The sequence below is a fragment of the Pseudomonas sp. GW821-FHT01E10 genome, assembly GCF_059422365.1.
In genome coordinates, this window is the sequence record NZ_JBWKWT010000001.1 from 169,255 (window position 1) to 186,265 (window position 17,011).

Annotated in this window: 14 protein-coding genes; all 14 read left to right on the plus strand. The window is 60.0% G+C overall.

The window, feature by feature from the left end; translation table 11 throughout:
- Positions 1-147 precede the first annotated feature (147 nt).
- Positions 148-813, plus strand: coding sequence for a response regulator transcription factor (locus AC07V0_RS00765; RefSeq protein WP_495019275.1), 666 nt, complete (start codon positions 148-150; stop codon positions 811-813).
- Entirely contained in the window at positions 803-2,218 is a 1,416-nt protein-coding gene (locus tag AC07V0_RS00770; RefSeq protein WP_495019276.1) for a sensor histidine kinase, read from the plus strand. The genes AC07V0_RS00765 and AC07V0_RS00770 overlap by 11 nt, the downstream gene beginning before the upstream one ends.
- A gap of 265 nt (positions 2,219-2,483) precedes the next feature.
- The gene (locus AC07V0_RS00775; RefSeq protein WP_495019277.1) at positions 2,484-3,500 is read left to right on the plus strand and encodes an iron ABC transporter substrate-binding protein; all 1,017 of its coding nucleotides are present in this window, start codon (positions 2,484-2,486) and stop codon (positions 3,498-3,500) included.
- Positions 3,501-3,503: 3 nt separating this feature from the next.
- The gene (locus AC07V0_RS00780) at positions 3,504-5,102 is read left to right on the plus strand and encodes an ABC transporter permease (RefSeq protein ID WP_111453405.1); all 1,599 of its coding nucleotides are present in this window, start codon (positions 3,504-3,506) and stop codon (positions 5,100-5,102) included.
- Positions 5,099-6,169 (plus strand): ABC transporter ATP-binding protein, encoded by a 1,071-nt coding sequence (locus AC07V0_RS00785; protein ID WP_018925836.1) that lies wholly within the window; start codon positions 5,099-5,101, stop codon positions 6,167-6,169. The genes AC07V0_RS00780 and AC07V0_RS00785 overlap by 4 nt, the downstream gene beginning before the upstream one ends.
- 415 nt (positions 6,170-6,584) lie before the next feature.
- A complete protein-coding gene (gene arnB / locus AC07V0_RS00790) occupies positions 6,585-7,733 on the plus strand; it encodes a UDP-4-amino-4-deoxy-L-arabinose aminotransferase (protein WP_018925835.1) in 1,149 nt (382 codons plus the stop codon).
- The gene (arnC, locus tag AC07V0_RS00795) at positions 7,730-8,749 is read left to right on the plus strand and encodes an undecaprenyl-phosphate 4-deoxy-4-formamido-L-arabinose transferase (RefSeq protein ID WP_018925834.1); all 1,020 of its coding nucleotides are present in this window, start codon (positions 7,730-7,732) and stop codon (positions 8,747-8,749) included. Before arnB ends, arnC begins: the two co-directional genes overlap by 4 nt.
- Positions 8,746-10,740 carry a bifunctional UDP-4-amino-4-deoxy-L-arabinose formyltransferase/UDP-glucuronic acid oxidase ArnA gene (gene arnA / locus AC07V0_RS00800; protein WP_018925833.1) on the plus strand — a complete coding sequence of 665 codons (1,995 nt, stop codon included), beginning with the start codon at positions 8,746-8,748 and terminating at the stop codon, positions 10,738-10,740. Before arnC ends, arnA begins: the two co-directional genes overlap by 4 nt.
- The gene (gene arnD / locus AC07V0_RS00805; RefSeq protein WP_064617800.1) at positions 10,740-11,624 is read left to right on the plus strand and encodes a 4-deoxy-4-formamido-L-arabinose-phosphoundecaprenol deformylase; all 885 of its coding nucleotides are present in this window, start codon (positions 10,740-10,742) and stop codon (positions 11,622-11,624) included. Before arnA ends, arnD begins: the two co-directional genes overlap by 1 nt.
- A complete protein-coding gene (arnT, locus tag AC07V0_RS00810; protein WP_495019278.1) occupies positions 11,621-13,276 on the plus strand; it encodes a lipid IV(A) 4-amino-4-deoxy-L-arabinosyltransferase in 1,656 nt (551 codons plus the stop codon). Before arnD ends, arnT begins: the two co-directional genes overlap by 4 nt.
- A complete protein-coding gene (gene arnE, locus AC07V0_RS00815; protein ID WP_018925830.1) occupies positions 13,273-13,617 on the plus strand; it encodes a 4-amino-4-deoxy-L-arabinose-phosphoundecaprenol flippase subunit ArnE in 345 nt (114 codons plus the stop codon). The genes arnT and arnE overlap by 4 nt, the downstream gene beginning before the upstream one ends.
- Positions 13,614-14,027, plus strand: coding sequence for a 4-amino-4-deoxy-L-arabinose-phosphoundecaprenol flippase subunit ArnF (gene arnF, locus AC07V0_RS00820; protein WP_019578860.1), 414 nt, complete (start codon positions 13,614-13,616; stop codon positions 14,025-14,027). The genes arnE and arnF overlap by 4 nt, the downstream gene beginning before the upstream one ends.
- The gene (locus AC07V0_RS00825; protein ID WP_018925828.1) at positions 14,024-15,403 is read left to right on the plus strand and encodes a UDP-glucose dehydrogenase family protein; all 1,380 of its coding nucleotides are present in this window, start codon (positions 14,024-14,026) and stop codon (positions 15,401-15,403) included. Before arnF ends, AC07V0_RS00825 begins: the two co-directional genes overlap by 4 nt.
- Positions 15,376-16,998, plus strand: a complete 1,623-nt coding sequence (locus tag AC07V0_RS00830) for an ArnT family glycosyltransferase (RefSeq protein WP_495019279.1) — start codon at positions 15,376-15,378, stop codon at positions 16,996-16,998. The genes AC07V0_RS00825 and AC07V0_RS00830 overlap by 28 nt, the downstream gene beginning before the upstream one ends.
- The last annotated feature ends 13 nt before the right edge of the window (positions 16,999-17,011 follow it).

A 17,011-nucleotide genomic window follows, 5' to 3' on the forward strand; every position in this document is an offset into this window, starting at 1 on the left:
GAAGGGCTCGCTCACCACTGGCGGGCAGTCTAAAGAAGCGAAAATGAACCGCTTGTTAACGAAGTCACATGGCTGTGCGACGGCTTGCCAGTGCGTGCCGGACATGCAATGAATGCACGCCTGCAATGCCTGATCAGGAAGCGAGCGATGAAGGTTCTGGTGGCCGAAGACAATGCCCTGCTGGGTAACAGCATCAAGCGCGGGCTTGAGGAAGAAGGCTGGGTGGTGGATCTGGCCAGGGACGGCAAAGAGGCCTTGTACTATGCCGATGCCAGTGAATACGACGTGTTGGTGCTGGACTGGATGCTGCCGCAGATATCGGGTCTGGAAGTACTCAGCATGGTGCGCGGCAAGGGCAACGACGTGCCGGTGATCATGGTCACGGCCAGAAGCGAAGTAGTGGATCGGGTGCAGGGCCTGGATCGCGGCGCCGACGATTATCTGAGCAAACCTTTCGAAATGATCGAATTGGTGTCGCGGCTCAATGCCCTCTATCGGCGCTCGATCGCCCGTGGCTCGAAATCGCTGACACTGGGCAATCTGAACATCGAACTCGACACCTTGCGGGTCAGCATCGGCGACCGTCCGCTGGATCTCACGGGCATGGAATACAATCTACTGGTGGCGCTGGCCGGCAAGGCGAATCAGTTGCAGACCCGCACGGTATTGCTGGGGTTGCTCTACCCTTTCGACAGCGAGCCGGACAGCAACAGCCTGGACGTGCTGCTCAATCGCCTGCGACGCAAGTTGGCTGGGGCCGACGTCGAGATTGAAACCGTTCGCGGCAAAGGGTTGATCCTTCGTGTGGCGTAACCTGGCACTGAACATCAAAATCGCGCTCACGCTGTTCGTGGTTCAGGCGTGTGTGTTGCTCGTCGGCTATGTGTGGCTGAGTCATTGGGTGCAAACCACCCGGCTCGATGAACTGCGGCACCATCTCGATACCCAGTCGGACGTCATCGAGTCGCTGATCAGCGTCGAAAACGCGCAGTTGGTCTATCAGCGCCAGGGTGAATTCGCCTCGGAACTGGATCACGATCACGACCTGTTTTTTGACTTGTCATCGATATCGGGTGAGATGCTGCAAGAATCCTGGGGACCAACGCCGTCAATGCGCAAAGCGCTTCGCGAGGCCATGAGTCAGGTTCGCGCGGGCGACGAAGAGACGTTCCTGTTCGATGTCGGTCACGAGAAATGGATCGCACAGATGGGCGACCTTGAGCGCGCGAGCCCCGAAGGCCCGCTGAAAGCCAGGCTGCTGGTGGCCACCAACGCGCAACCGGTGCTCAATGCGGTCGACGCCTTCAAACGGGTGGTGGCGCTGGCCGCGATAGGGATATTGCTGTTGACGACGCTTGGCAGTTTTATCGTGGTATCGCTCTCCACCCGCAACCTTCGCCATTTCGCTCGACAACTGCGCACCTTGAAGCCGCCGGAATTCACCCGCCGGGTGGTGTTCGAGGCGCACTCGGCGGAAGAAAAACTGCTGTTCGACAGCTACGCGCAAATGGAAGCGGCGGTTCAGGAGGTGCTGGAACATCAACGGCTGTTTATCGCCAACGCCTCCCATGAACTGAAGACGCCGATTGCTGCCGTGACCTCTGCGCTGGAGGTCATTCTGGCGCGGCCACGGCACGCCGAAGATTACGCCCAGACCTGTCGTGATGTGCTGGCCGAAATGCAGGTGCTCAAGCGCCTGTCTCTCGGCCTGTTGGACCTTGCGCAACTGGAGGGCACCGCCGAGATTGCCGGGCAGGCAAGTGGGTTGAATGACAATGCACTCAATGCTGTCGAGCGTTGGCGCAAGGCTGCCGAACTCAAAGGTCTCAGTCTCTCCCTGCATCTGCTGGAGGATTATCAGGCCCAAGTCGCCGGAGGACCGGAACAGTGGGAGGTGGTGTTTGGCAACCTGCTGGACAACGCCATCAAGTACACCCCGGCCGGCGGCGCCGTCGACGTCACGCTGGACGAACAACCGGGCAGCGGTTTGATCATCAGGATCACCGATAACGGTGCAGGCATGTCCACGCAAGAACTCCGGCAATTGGGGCAAGTGTTTTTCCGTGCCGACGCCGCACGGTCGCAATCATCGTCGTTCGGGCTTGGGTTTGCCCACTGCAAGCGGATTGTCGAAAGACTGGGTGGACATCTGACGGTTCAAAGTACGCCGCAGACAGGAACACGCGTGACCATTGCCATGATGCGTTATAAGCCTTGAGCCCGGCGTCACCTCAGACCAGGCCAAAGTTCAGCCAAGGGGCTCAAAGCCACACTCCGATCGAAGATATCGTTTGAAAGTTGCCCACCACCGTGTCGGCTCAAGTTTTCCGTCGACAGTGAAATGACATCTATTTACGATTTTTTTGACGTTTTTTTCTCATTTGGCGCTCTACATTCGCGGCGACTCAAACATGCAAATGATTCGCATTGTTCCAATAATGAATCTGCGCGTGTTGACTAAAAAAACAGGAGCCGTCGACAGAATGATTTCCCGTATCCCCTCGTTCCTTAAAAACGCATTGCTGACCACTGCTTTCCTCAGCGCCGGTCACGTGTATGCCGCTGCGCAGACGGAGGGTATCGTGGTCTACAACGCTCAACACGAAAGCCTGACCAAATCCTGGGTCGAAGGCTTCACCAAGGAAACCGGCATCAAAGTGACCGTGCGCAATGGCGACGACACCGAGATGGGCAATCAGCTCGTGCAGGAAGGTGCAGCCTCCCCGGCCGACGTGTTCCTGACCGAAAACTCCCCGGCGATGGTGCTGGTCGACAACGCGGGGCTGTTTGCACCGGTTGCGCCGAGCACGCTGGAACAAGTGGGCGCGGCCTATCGTCCGGCGCATGGCAAATGGGTAGGGATTGCCGCACGCTCCACGGTGTTCGTCTATAACCCAAGCAAGCTGGCTGAAGCAGACTTGCCAAAATCGTTGATGGACCTCGCCGCACCGAACTGGAAAGGTCGCTGGGCCGCTTCGCCAGCCGGTGCCGACTTCCAGGCCATCGTCGCAGCGGTACTGGAACTCAAGGGTGAAGCCGCCACCCTCGACTGGCTGAAAGCCATGAAAACCAACTTCACCGCCTACCGGGGCAACAGCGCCGTGCTCAAGGCGGTCAATGCCGGTCAGATCGACAGCGGCGTGATCTATCACTATTACAGCTTCGTCGATCAGTCCAAGACCGGCGAGAACAGCAAGAACACCTCGCTGAGCTACTTCAAACACAAGGATCCAGGTGCCTTTGTCAGCCTGTCCGGCGGTGGCGTCCTGGCCTCCAGTCAACACAAGGAACAGGCTCAGGCATTCCTGAAATGGATTACCGGCAAAGACGGCCAGGCGATCCTCCAGAACGGCAACTCGTTTGAATACGCCGTGGGCAAGAATGCAGAGTCCAATCCGAAACTGGTGCCGCTGCAGCAACTCGACGCTCCGACTGTCGACGTCTCGAAACTCGACAGCAAAAAGGCGGTTGAGCTGATGACCCAGGCCGGGTTGCTCTAATTGTTGCCTGAAACGCTACCGGCAGAGGTCGCTGCGGCGTCCTCTGTAAACTTGCGCGCACGCTCTCGCGGCGTCTTCTCGGGCCGCGGCGGCGCCTGGGTGATTAGCCTGTCGGTGCTGATGTCGTTGCTGGCGTTGCTGCCGATTGCTTTCGTGATCGGCGTATCGGTGCAGACTGGCTGGGCGACGCTGGTGACGCTGGTATGGCGCCCACGCGTCGGCGAGTTGCTGATCAACACCGTGCTGCTGGTGGTGCTCACCATTCCCTTGTGCATCGCACTGGGTCTGGCGCTGGCCTGGTTGACGGAACGCACCAACTTGCCGGGGCGGCGCTGGTGGTCGCTGTTGGCGACGGCGCCGCTGGCGGTGCCGGCATTCGTGCACAGCTATGCGTGGGTCAGTCTGGTGCCACCGATTCATGGGCTGTTTGCCGGCGTTCTGGTGTCGGTCATCGCCTATTTCCCGTTTCTTTACCTGCCGATAGCAGCGACTTTGCGCCGGCTCGATCCGGCCATCGAAGATGTCTCCGAGTCGTTGGGGCTCAAGCCCTGGGCAGTGTTCTTTCGCGTGGTGCTGCCGCAGTTGCGCCTGGCCATCTGCGGCGGTGCCTTGCTGGTGGGGCTGCACCTGCTGGCCGAGTACGGTCTGTACGCGATGATTCGCTTCGACACCTTCACCACGGCCATCTTCGATCAGTTCAAGTCCACCTTCAACGGGCCTGCCGCCAATATGCTGGCCGGCGTCCTCGCGCTCTGCTGCCTGGCCATGCTGACGGCCGAGTCGGCTGCTCGCGGCACGGCGCGTTACGCCCGGGTCGGGTCGGGAAGCGCGCGCGAACAAAGGATTGTGCGCTTGAAGTTGCGCACCACCCTGCTCGCGCTGACGCTGCAAGGCATGACCTGTGTGCTGGCACTCGGTGTGCCGTTGATCACCCTTGGCAAGTGGCTGATCGACGGTGGCGCGCAAGTCTGGAACCTGAGCGAACTGCTGCCGGCGCTGGAGCAGACGCTGATGCTCGGGGCCGCCGGCGCGCTCATTACCACATGCGCGGCCATCCCGATCGCCTGGCTGTCGATTCGCTCACCGGGCCCGTTGCAACGTGTGCTGGAAAGCTGCAACTACATTACCAGCGCGTTGCCGGGGATTGTCGTTGCGCTGGCGCTGGTAACGCTGACGATTCATTTTGCCCGGCCGATTTACCAGACCACCATCACGGTGCTGCTGGCGTATTTACTGATGTTTTTGCCCCGCGCCCTGGTGAGTTTGCGCGCAGGCATCGCCCAGGCGCCGGTGGAACTGGAGAACATGGCGCGCAGCCTCGGCCGTTCGCCTGGTCGGGCGTTGTGGCTGATCACTCTGCGCCTGGCCGCACCCGGTGCTGCCGCCGGCGCTGCGCTGGTGTTTCTGGCGGTCAGCAATGAGTTGACCGCCACCCTGCTGCTCGCCCCCAATGGCACGCGCACCCTGGCTACCGGTTTCTGGGCAATGACCAGTGAAATCGACTATGCCGCCGCGGCGCCCTATGCCTTGCTCATGATTCTGCTGTCGCTTCCGTTAACCGGACTTCTTTACCATCAATCCAAACGCACGGCTGGCCGATGAACGCTCTTGAACTCCACTCGATCTGCAAGTCCTACGGTTCTCACCGAGCCCTGGAGAACATCAGCCTGTCGGTGCCGACGGGAAGCCGTACGGTGATCGTCGGCCCGTCCGGTTCGGGCAAGACCACCTTGCTGCGAATGATCGCCGGTTTCGAGTTTCCGGACTCGGGCAGCCTTGCGCTCAATGGTCAAATGCTGGTCGACGGCACCCGCGAGGTCCCCGCGCATCAACGCTTGATCGGCTATGTTCCGCAGGATGGTGCGCTGTTCCCGCACATGACCGTAGCCGCCAACATCGGTTTCGGGCTGGCGGCCAAGGGCGTTGCCAAACAGGAACGTGTCGCCGAGTTGATGGACAGCGTGGCACTGGACTCGAGTATGGCCAATCGTTGGCCGCACGAACTCTCCGGCGGCCAGCAACAGCGTGTCGCGCTGGCCCGGGCCCTGGCGCAACAACCACGGCTGATGTTGCTGGACGAGCCGTTTTCGGCACTCGATACCGGTTTGCGCGCCGCCATGCGCAAATTGGTCGCAAGGCTTCTGGCTGACGCCGGTGTCACGACCATTCTGGTGACTCACGATCAAAGTGAAGCGTTGTCATTCGCCGATCAGTTGGCGGTGATGCGTCAGGGCCGGCTAGTGCAATCCGGACATCCGCTGGACCTTTACCGCTATCCCGCCGATGAACAAACCGCCCTGTTTCTCGGGGATGCCGTGGTCATGCCGGCCAGAATCGAAGCGGGTTGGGCTCATTGCGATCTGGGTCGCATACCGGTCAACAACCACAGAAACAACCGATCAGCGCAAATCATGCTGCGCCCCGAGCAACTTCAGCTGATCAGCGCGCCCCACGGCCTGGAGCAACAGGACGGCTGTCGCGGCGTGGTCACCGAATGCGACTTCGGCGGTAATACCTGCACATTGACCGTGGAATTGCAGACGTTGAACGCTGATGACCGTCCGGGGCGTTCATTGCTGGTGCGCAGTTCCGGCATGCATGCGCCACCCGCTGGGAGCGAGGTTCATGTGTCGACCATCGGCCATGCTCATGTACTGAGCGAACCTTAAGCTTTTGAATCGGTAACGGGCGAGAAACGAAATCGCCCCCGAATATAACAATTCAAAAAAACAACTAAGCAATGCAGCGCAAGTCCATCAAGGCAGACACTTCTGTACGCCTTTCCCTACAAAAAATGCGATGAGCCGGTAGAAGCCTGAACAGTGCCTGTATGGGCTTGAAATAAAACGAATCACCTACCGGTTTTTCATGTTCCTTTCACAAAATCGCGCTTACCCTCAACGGATCACAGATGGCGTCTTGATAGCGTCCAACCCGTCGGGCATGACAAGCAAAGTCAACCGATGTAATTTGTCACAAATTACTGGCAACTGCTTGATGCCGCTTTTGTTTTAGCGTCTACGCTGATGTTGGATCCAACGTTCAAGCCTGATAGTCTAATTTTTTTTCAGTTCCGAGGTGCCCATGAGTCAGGCGTTTCTCCCCTTCTCTCGCCCGAGTATCGGCGATGAAGAAATTGCTGCGGTAGAGCAAGTACTGCGCTCTGGCTGGATCACTACCGGGCCGAAAAACCAGCAACTGGAAGAACACTTCGCCAACTATGTCGGCTGTCGGCATGCCGTCGCATTGTCCTCGGCCACCGGTGGCATGCACATTACTTTGTTGGCCTTGGGTATCGGTCCCGGTGACGAAGTCATCACTCCGTCCCAGACCTGGGTGTCGACCGCCAACATGATCTGCCTGCTCGGTGCGACGCCGGTTTTCGTCGACGTTGACCGCGACACGTTGATGAGCGACCTGGAGAGCATCGAAGCGGCGATCACGCCTCGCACCAAGGCAATCATTCCGGTGCATTACGCCGGCGCGGCATTCGACCTCGATCCGCTCTACGCTCTGGCCGACAAACATGGCATCACCGTCATCGAAGACGCGGCTCACGCGGCGGGCACTTTCTATAAAGGTCGGCATGTCGGCGCCCAAGGCACGGCGATCTTCTCGTTCCACGCGATCAAGAACATGACCTGCGCCGAGGGCGCAATGTTCGTCAGCGACGATGAAGCCCTGGCCAATCGGGTACGCATGCTCAAGTTCCATGGCCTGGGCGTCGACGCCTACGACCGCCTCACCCACGGCCGCAAACCCCAGGCCCAGGTGATCGAACCCGGCTTCAAGTACAACCTGGCCGACATCAATGCCGCCATCGCCCTGGTTCAGCTGGAACGCCTGGACGCGATCAACGCCAAGCGCACAGAGCTGGCCCAGACCTACCTGCAACGCCTTGAAGGCCTGCCGGTGCAACCGCTGGCCATTCCGGCCCATGCGCAACAGCACGCCTGGCATCTGTTCATCCTGCGCATCGACGCCGAACGTTGCGGGCTGGATCGCGAGGCGTTCATGAAGGCGTTGCAGGAACAGAACATCGGCACAGGTATTCACTTCATCGCCACCCACCTGCACACTTACTACCGGCAGCGTTTCCCCAACATCTACCTGCCCAACACCGAATGGAACTCGGCGCGGCTGTGTTCGATCCCGTTGTTCCCCGACATGACCACCGATGATGTCGATCGTGTCGTCGGCGCCATTGAAAAAACACTGGACAGAAGCCTGTGAAACCTTATCCGATCCGTTGCGTATCAATCGTCATCCCGGTCTATAACGAGGAGGACAGTCTGCCCGAGTTGCTCCGGCGCACCGAAGCGGCGTGCCAGCAACTGCACCATGACTACGAAATTGTGCTGGTCGACGACGGCAGCCGCGACAACTCGGCGCAAATCCTCGAGGAGGCGGCCAGTCTCGACGGCAGCCCGGTGGTGGCGGTCATTCTCAACCGCAACTACGGCCAGCACGCGGCGATCATGGCAGGGTTCGAACAATGCAAGGGCGACGTGGTGATCACCCTCGACGCCGACCTGCAGAACCCGCCTGAAGAAATCCCGCGGCTGGTGGCTCAGGCCGAACTGGGCTATGACGTAGTCGCCACGGTGCGCAACAACCGTCAGGACTCGGCCTTGCGTCGCTGGCCGTCGAAGCTGATCAACCTTGCCGTGCAACGCTCCACCGGTGTTGCCATGAGCGACTACGGCTGCATGCTGCGCGCCTACCGCCGCACCATCGTCGACGCCATGCTCGCCTGCCGCGAACGCAGCACGTTCATCCCGATCCTGGCCAACAGCTTCGCCCGGCACACCACGGAAATTCTGGTGACCCACGCCGAGCGTGAACACGGCGAATCCAAATACAGCCCGATGCGCCTGATCAACCTGATGTTCGATCTGATCACCTGCATGACGACCACGCCCCTGCGATTGCTGAGCATCGTCGGCTTCGGCATGGCCGGCCTAGGCGTGCTGTTCGCCATCGCGTTGATTGTGCTGCGCATGGCTTTCGGCGCCGGTTGGGCGGGCGGCGGTACGTTCGTCCTGTTCGCCGTACTGTTCGTTTTCACCGGCGGGCAATTCATTGGCATGGGCCTGCTGGGCGAGTACCTGGGTCGCATGTACAGCGACGTCCGGGCACGTCCACGGTTTTTTATCGAAAAAGTTTTACGTAGCACCCCTTCTGCTCCTGCCCCCGTTGTCACCGTTGACGGTCTCACTTCCACTTCTTCAGATCAGGTTCTCTCATGAGTGCAAAAGCTGTTGTCTTCGCTTATCACGATATTGGCTGTGCCGGCATCGAATCCCTGCTTGCCAGCGGTTTCGAGATTGCAGCCGTGTTCACCCATCCCGATGACCCGAAGGAAAATGCGTTCTATGGCTCGGTTGCGCAACTGTGCGCCCGTAAAGGCATCCCGGTGCATGCTCCGGAAGACGCCAACCACCCGCTGTGGATCGAGCGCATCAGCAAACTCAATCCCGAGTACCTGTTTTCGTTCTACTACCGCAACCTGCTGAGCGAACCACTGTTGGCCACGGCCAGCAAAGGCGCCTTCAACCTGCACGGTTCGTTGCTGCCTCGCTACCGTGGCCGCGCACCGGCCAACTGGGTACTGGTCAACGGTGAAACCGAGACCGGCGTGACCCTGCACCGCATGGTCAAACGTGCCGATGCCGGCGCCATCATTGCCCAGGAGCGGGTAGCGATCGAGCGCGCCGACACCGCGCTGACCCTGCACGCCAAATTGCGCCAGGCCGCCAGCGATCTGCTGCGCGACACCTTGCCTGCCTTGCTTCAGGGCAAAATCAGCGAAACCCCACAGGACGAATCCAAAGCCACAGTGTTTGGCCGTCGCACCCCGGCGGACGGCAAACTGGTCTGGAGTAAACCTGCCGAAGAACTGTTCAATCTGGTCCGCGCCGTGACCCAACCTTACCCGGGCGCGTTCTGTGCCGTGGGCGAGCACAAGTTGATTGTCTGGAGCGCGGATGTCGTCAAGGGCAACGAAGGCCAGGCACCGGGCCGGGTTATCAGCGTCGATCCGCTGCGCATCGCCTGCGGCGAAGACTCGCTGGTGGTCAACGCCGGCCAACGCAACGACAACGGCCTGTACCTCAGCGGTCCACAACTGGCCAATGAGCTGGGGCTGGTCGACGGTTCTGTGCTGCGTGGCGCCGAATCGGGCCGTGCACCGCGTCGCACCCGCGTGCTGATCCTTGGCGTCAACGGCTTCATCGGCAATCACCTGTCCGAGCGCCTGCTGCGTGACGACCGCTATGAAGTGTACGGCCTGGACATCGGCTCGGACGCCATCGAGCGCCTGCGCAGCCATCCGAACTTCCACTTCGTCGAAGGCGATATCAGCATCCACTCGGAGTGGATCGAGTACCACATCAAGAAATGCGACGTGGTCCTGCCGCTGGTGGCGATCGCCACGCCGATCGAATACACCCGCAATCCGCTGCGTGTATTCGAACTGGACTTCGAAGAGAACCTGAAGCTGGTTCGCTACTGCGTCAAATACAACAAGCGCGTGATCTTCCCGTCGACCTCCGAAGTCTATGGCATGTGCCAGGACGCCAACTTCGACGAAGACAGCTCCAACCTGGTGGTTGGGCCGATCAACAAGCAACGCTGGATCTACTCGATCTCCAAGCAGCTGCTTGACCGAGTGATCTGGGCTTACGGCCAGAAAGGCCTGAACTTCACCCTGTTCCGCCCTTTCAACTGGATGGGCCCACGCCTGGACCGTCTGGACTCGGCGCGTATCGGCAGCTCCCGGGCCATCACCCAGTTGATCCTGAACCTGGTGGAAGGCACGCCAATTCGCCTGTTCGACGGCGGCGAACAAAAACGCTGCTTCACCGACATCGCCGATGGCGTCGAAGCCCTGGCGCGGATCATCGACAACGACAACGATGTCTGCAACGGCCAGATCATCAACATCGGCAACCCGGACAACGAAGCCAGCATTCGTCAGCTGGGCGAAGAACTGCTGCGTCAGTTCGAAGCTCACCCGTTGCGCGACAACTTCCCGCCATTCGCCGGTTTCCGCGATATCGAAAGCAAGGCTTTCTACGGCACTGGCTATCAGGACGTGTCTCACCGCAAACCGAGCATCGCCAACGCCAAGCGTCTGCTTGACTGGGCACCCACCGTGGAGATGAAGGAAACCATCGGCAATACGCTGGACTTCTTCCTGCGCGAGGCCATGCTCGAAATCGCGGACAAAAAACGTTGATGCAGGCAGGCCTTCGAATCGATGTCGACACCTACCGAGGCACCCGTGAAGGGGTGCCGCGGTTACTCGAAATACTCGATGAAGCACAGGTCAAGGCGACGTTTTTCTTCAGCGTCGGGCCAGACAACATGGGGCGCCACTTGTGGCGCCTTATCCGTCCGCAGTTTCTCTGGAAGATGCTTCGTTCCAACGCTGCCGGCCTGTATGGCTGGGATATTTTGTTGGCAGGCACTGCGTGGCCGGGCAAACCGATCGGTCGGGACCTCGGGCACCTGATGCGTCAAGCCCAGGCGGCTGGGCATGAAGTCGGCCTGCACGCCTGGGATCACCACGGCTGGCAGGCCAATGCCGGACGCTGGAGCCAGGCGCAACTGATCGAGCAGATTCGTCGTGGCGTCGACAGCCTCAGTGACATCCTCGGCCAAAAAGTCGAATGCTCGGCTTCCGCCGGTTGGCGGGCGGACGAGCGTGTGATCGAAGCCAAGCAAGGTTTCGGCTTTCGCTACAACAGCGATTGTCGGGGCCAGCACCTGTTCCAGCCAATCCTGACCAATGGTAGTCTGGGCGCACCGCAGATTCCGGTGGACCTGCCGACCTTCGACGAAGTGGTTGGCCCGACCGTTGCAGCCAAAGACTTCAACACCTTCATTCTTGAGCGGTTCTCCCCGCAAAAACTCAATGTCTACACTGTCCATGCCGAAGTAGAAGGGATTCTGATGGCCAACGATTTTCGCCAATTATTGGCCGATGCTCGCCAACGTGATATTCATTTCCAACCCTTGGGCAATTTGCTTCCCGACGCCCCCGCCATCTTGCCTAAGGGCCGGGTCGTACGCGGAACTCTTGAGGGTCGCGAAGGCTGGCTAGGGGTTCAAGGCGCATGAGCAAACCCTGGGCATTGCCGTTATTACTGGTCGTTCTGGCGCTGGCGTACCTGCTGCCGCTAGGCTCTCACGGCCTTTGGATTCCCGACGAAACCCGTTACGCCCAGATCAGCCAGGACATGCTCCTGAGCGGTAACTGGGTGTCGCCGCATTTCATGAGCCTGCGTTACTTCGAAAAGCCCATCGCGGGCTACTGGATGATCGCTATCGGCCAGGCGCTGTTTGGCGACAATCTGTTTGGCGTACGTATTGCCTCGGTGCTGAGCACCGGGCTGAGCGTGTTGCTGTGCTACCTGATCGCTCACCGGCTGTGGAACGAGCCGCGCAAGAGTTTTGCCTGTGCGCTGCTGTACATGAGCTTTGCGATCATCGCCGGGCAAGCCGGCTACGCCAACCTCGATCCGCAATTCACCTTCTGGGTAAACCTGAGCCTGGTGGCTTTGTGGTTTGCGCTGGACAGCACCAGCCGTGGCCCGCGTCTGCTCGGCTGGACAGTACTGGGGCTGGCCTGCGGCATGGGTTTCATGACCAAAGGCTTCCTCGCCTGGGCGTTGCCGGTGTTGATCGCCCTGCCCTGGGTGCTCTGGCAGAAACGCTGGCGGGAACTGCTGACTTACGGCCCGGTGGCGATTATCGTCGCCATCGCGGTGAGCCTGCCGTGGGCCTTGGCGGTGCACGCGCAGGAACCCGATTACTGGCGGTTCTTCTTCTGGCACGAACACATTCGCCGCTTCGCCGGGGATGACGCCCAACACGATGCGCCATGGTGGTTCTACCTGCCGCTGCTGGTGGCGTTCAGCCTGCCATGGGCGGCGTTGCTGCCATCGGCGCTGAAACAGGCCTGGCAGACCCGGCGTCAGGCCAACATCGCTTTCCTGCTGCTATGGTTGCTGATGCCCTTGCTGTTTTTCAGCCTGAGCAACGGCAAGCTGCCGACCTACATCATGCCCTGCCTGCTGCCTCTGGCGTTGTTGCTGGGCCATGCCCTGGCGGACCGACTGAAGCTGGAACAAGGCCGGGTGCTGGGGATCAATGGCCTGCTGAACATGACGCTGGGCCTGATCGTCCTGATTGCGCTGGTTTATCTGCAACTGAAAAAACCGCTGTACACCCACGAACTGCACAACCTGGTATTGGTGTTCATCGGGTTGATCGGCTGGATCATGGCCAACCTGCTGCAGGCCTTCCGTCCCTTGCAATGCTGGGCGGCACCGGCTTTTGGCAGTTTGCTGCTGATCGGCGTGCTGCCGGCCGGCATGCCGGATTCGGTGGTGGCTAACAAGATGCCCGACCAGTTCATCCTCCAGCACGCCCCGGAACTGGCGCAGACCGACAAGCTGTTGAGCAACGACCTGGGCGCTGCCTCGGCCCTGGCCTGGCGCTTGAAACGCCCGGAGGTGGCGTTGTACAACACGATAGGCGAATTGAAATACGGCCTCGACTATCCTGATCCAGATGCAATACAGCAGCGGGTCGATCTCGAGCACGTGCAACAGTGGATGCGCGAAGCGCGCCAGAGTGGTTCGGTCGGCGTGGTGATGCGGGTCAAAGGGGATGACGAACTGCAAGAAATCGAACTGCTGCCCAAGGATGGCAAACGTTATGAACAAGGCAACCTGGTGATCCTGATCTTCCCTCGGGATGCGTCATGAGCCTGTTGCTGCTCCTGACCGCCTGCCTGCTGACTTGCCTTGGCCAGATCGCCCAGAAGTACGCCGTGGAAAGCTGGCGTGGCAAGACCTCGGGTTGGGGCGAGAAACTGCGTTCGCCTTGGCTGTGGCTGGCGCTCGCCTCTCTGGGGCTGGGCTTGCTGGTCTGGCTGCTGGTGTTGCAGCGCCTCGAAGTCGGTATCGCCTATCCCATGCTCAGCCTGAATTTCGTGCTGATCACACTGGTCGCCCGTTTCGTCTTTCACGAAGTCATCGACCGCCGTCACTGGTTGGGCGTGGCGCTGGTGATTGGTGGCGTGGCGTTGCTGGGACAACACGCATGAGCCTGCGTCGCGGAATCGCCTTTGCCATGGGCAGCGTAGTGCTGGGCACCGCCGCGCAGTTGGGCATGCGCTGGAGCATGACTCGCTTGCCACATCCCGAACAGTGGTTAGCGGCCTTGAGTAGCGGCAGCGTCGATATGCCCGCTGTGATTGTCGTACTGGCCGCCATCCTCGCCTATGCCGTGTCGATGCTCACCTGGCTCGCGGCCCTGCGGGATGTGCCGCTGGGTCGGGCCTATTCGCTGCTGAGCATCAGCTACGCGCTGGTGTATGTGCTGGCCGCCAGCCTGCCACTGTTCAACGAATCCTTCAGTCTTTCAAAAACCCTGGGAGTGGCGCTGGTCATCCTGGGGGTCATTACTATTAATTCTCGACCTGCTCGCGCGCCCGAACTTAGGAGTGCATCATGAAAATCAGTGTATTTGGTAGCGGTTACGTTGGTCTGGTGCAAGCCGCCGTCCTGGCTGAAGTCGGCCATGACGTAGTGTGCATGGACATTGACGAGAAAAAAGTTGCGTTGCTGCAACAAGGCCACGTCAGCATCTTCGAGCCGGGGCTGGCCAGCCTGGTGCGTGAAAGCCTGGATGCCAAGCGGCTGCACTTCACCTCGGACGAAAAGTTCGCGGTGCAACATGGCCAGGTGCTGTTCATCGCCGTCGGCACGCCGTCCCGGGAGGATGGTTCGGCGGATCTGCAATACGTGTTGTCCGTGGGTGAAGCGGTCGCGCGTCATCGTGAACAGCCGGTGATCCTGGTGGAGAAATCCACGGTGCCGGTGGGCACCGGCGATACGCTGCGCGCCCATATCGACCAGTACCTGCTCAAGGCCGGCCGTCAGCTGCAGTTCGATATCGTTTCCAACCCGGAGTTTTTGAAAGAAGGTTCGGCCGTGGCCGATTGCCGGCGCCCGGACCGCATCATCATCGGCTGTGAAGGCGATGAAGTGCGCGACGTGATGCGCGACCTCTATGCACCGTTCAACCGCAACCATGACCGCGTCATGTTCATGGACCTGCGCAGCGCCGAGCTGACCAAATACGCCGCCAACTGCATGCTGGCGACCAAAATCAGCTTCATCAACCAGATCGCCGAACTGGCCGAACACCTGGGTGCCGACATCGAATCGGTACGGCTGGGCATCGGTGCAGACTCGCGTATCGGTTACCACTTCATCTACCCCGGCTGCGGTTACGGCGGCTCGTGTTTCCCCAAGGACATGCGCGCTCTGATCCACAGTGCCGAAGAAGCCCACTGCAACAGCGACCTGCTGCAAGCGGTGGAAGCCATCAACGAGCGGCAGAAACACAAATTGTTCGAACGCATCAACGCGTTCTACAAGGGTGATTTGCGCGACAAGACCTTCGCCGTTTGGGGCCTGGCCTTCAAGCCCAACACCGACGACATGCGCGATGCGCCGAGCCGGGTGCTACTGGAATCGCTGTGGGCTGCGGGGGCCAATGTACGGGCGTTCGACCCGGAAGCCATGCAGGAAACCCAACACCTTTATCCTGACGAACCGAAGCTGATGCTCATGGGCACGCCGGAATCAGTCCTTTCGGGTGCCGACGCCTTGATCATCTGCACCGAATGGCAGCAGTTCAAGGCGCCAGACTTCGACCTGATCCAGCAACGCCTGAATGCACCGGTGATTTTCGACGGACGTAACCTGTACGACGCAGAGCGCCTGGCCCGCAGCGGCTTCCTGTATTTCCCGATGGGCCGTGGTGAATCCCGCAAATTGCCAATTCCCCTTCAGCAATGGCCATCGGCCTCAGGCGTCGCGTGAGTACGGTATCGCCCGGCATTCGTCGGCAGTCCTTAGGGCTCGGGCTGCTGACGTTCATGCTGTTCATCGCAGGGGTCTATCAGCAAACAGCAATCGGTTTCGATTCGCGGTTCGTGCTGTTCGCCCAGGAGATGCTGCGCCACGGGCCGTCGTTTTTCCCGACCACCTATGGCCAGCCCTATGCCGATTACTCGGCGCTGTCTACGGTGTTTGTCTGGCTGTTGTCCCTGCCGTTCGGTCAGGTCAATAGCCTCACCGCGTGGTTGCCGACTGCCATCGGCGCTGCGGTGATCGTCACGTTGATGTACCGGTTGGTCGCGCCCTGCTCCACACGCTGGGCGCTGCTGAGCATCGCGTTGATGTTGCTCACCAGTACATTTGTCACTGAAACCCGTGCCGTGTCCCAGGACCTGATGCTGGCGGCCGTGGCCTTTTCGGTGTTCTACCTTGGGTACGCCGCCGATCATTTCGCGATGCCCCGTCGGTGGCCGCTGATTTTTGTGCTGCTGCTGTTGGGCTTCGGGATTCGCGGGCCGATCGGGCTGGTTATCCCCACCGGTATGTTGTGCAGCTACTACCTGCTCAATCGCCAATGGTCACGGTTGTTCGGTTTTGGCCTGTTGGCGGCGGTGTTGTTGGTGGTGTGCGTCGGCGCGCTGCTGTGGCTGGCCGAAGCCAGTGGTGGAACGGCCTTCATGCATGACGTGGTGCGCATGCAGTTCATGGGGCGCATGGACGGCAGTGAAGGCGTCAGTGGTTCGCTGTATTACTTCACCGCTTCGTTTGGCAACTATGCGCTCGCTTATCCATTGGCACTGCTGGTATTGGCCGCGGTCTGGCTGACGAACCCACGGCAGGCAGGTCCGGCATTACGCTTGTTGCAATACTGCACGGCGGCCGGGTTGATCGTGATGATTGGCTTATCGATTCCCCAGGCGAAAAAGGCCCGTTACCTGCTGCCGATGCTGCCCATGGCAGCGATCATTGCGGCGTACCCGTTTCAGGTGGCGCAAGGTCGGGTTTTCGGTTGGTTGCGGGGTTTGATGCAAGGGCTGTGGTTGGTGATACCAGGGGTGTTGATTGTCGCATTGCTGATCATTCAGCGGCGTCTGCCAGCACAACCTCCTGCCTTTGTGCCGGTATTGATCGTGCTTGCGGCTCTGCAAGTCATCACACTGGCGGCTTGGTTCCGCGCTCACTGGCGAGCCGAGGTGCTGGCCTGTTGCGCAGTCCTGGCGCTGTGGTCGGTTTATATCCTGGTGTATGAACCGGTCGAACGTCAGCTTTACGACACGCAAGCCTTCAGTCGAGCCGCGTTCGCAGAGATTCAAAAAGCGCCGGCGCCGTTGGTGCTGCACGGCATGGGCAAAGACGCCAAGGCGATCAAGTTCATGGTCAATATCGAGCAGGACTTTCAACCGGTGTTCACCGAATCGACACAGGAACTGGAAGCCCTCTCGGGGCCGGCCTGGCTGATGATGGACCGAAACGACTACAACGCCCTGCAAGGCACTCCGCTGGGTGCCCAGCCACCGGTATTGAGCGGACGTTTCGATAAGAACGATTTCGTATTGCTGCACACGCCGCCCTTGTAGGAACTGCCGTAGG

Bases quoted from the DNA above. Each gene is read 5' to 3' on its own strand.
- AC07V0_RS00765 (WP_495019275.1), top strand. From the start codon at position 148: ATGAAGGTTCTGGTGGCCGAAGACAATGCCCTGCTGGGTAACAGCATC.
- AC07V0_RS00775 (WP_495019277.1), top strand. From the start codon at position 2,484: ATGATTTCCCGTATCCCCTCGTTCCTTAAAAACGCATTGCTGACCACT.
- AC07V0_RS00785 (WP_018925836.1), top strand. From the start codon at position 5,099: ATGAACGCTCTTGAACTCCACTCGATCTGCAAGTCCTACGGTTCTCAC.
- arnB (WP_018925835.1), top strand. From the start codon at position 6,585: ATGAGTCAGGCGTTTCTCCCCTTCTCTCGCCCGAGTATCGGCGATGAA.
- arnA (WP_018925833.1), top strand. From the start codon at position 8,746: ATGAGTGCAAAAGCTGTTGTCTTCGCTTATCACGATATTGGCTGTGCC.
- arnD (WP_064617800.1), top strand. From the start codon at position 10,740: ATGCAGGCAGGCCTTCGAATCGATGTCGACACCTACCGAGGCACCCGT.
- arnT (WP_495019278.1), top strand. From the start codon at position 11,621: ATGAGCAAACCCTGGGCATTGCCGTTATTACTGGTCGTTCTGGCGCTG.
- arnE (WP_018925830.1), top strand. From the start codon at position 13,273: ATGAGCCTGTTGCTGCTCCTGACCGCCTGCCTGCTGACTTGCCTTGGC.
- arnF (WP_019578860.1), top strand. From the start codon at position 13,614: ATGAGCCTGCGTCGCGGAATCGCCTTTGCCATGGGCAGCGTAGTGCTG.
- AC07V0_RS00825 (WP_018925828.1), top strand. From the start codon at position 14,024: ATGAAAATCAGTGTATTTGGTAGCGGTTACGTTGGTCTGGTGCAAGCC.
- AC07V0_RS00830 (WP_495019279.1), top strand. From the start codon at position 15,376: ATGGCCATCGGCCTCAGGCGTCGCGTGAGTACGGTATCGCCCGGCATT.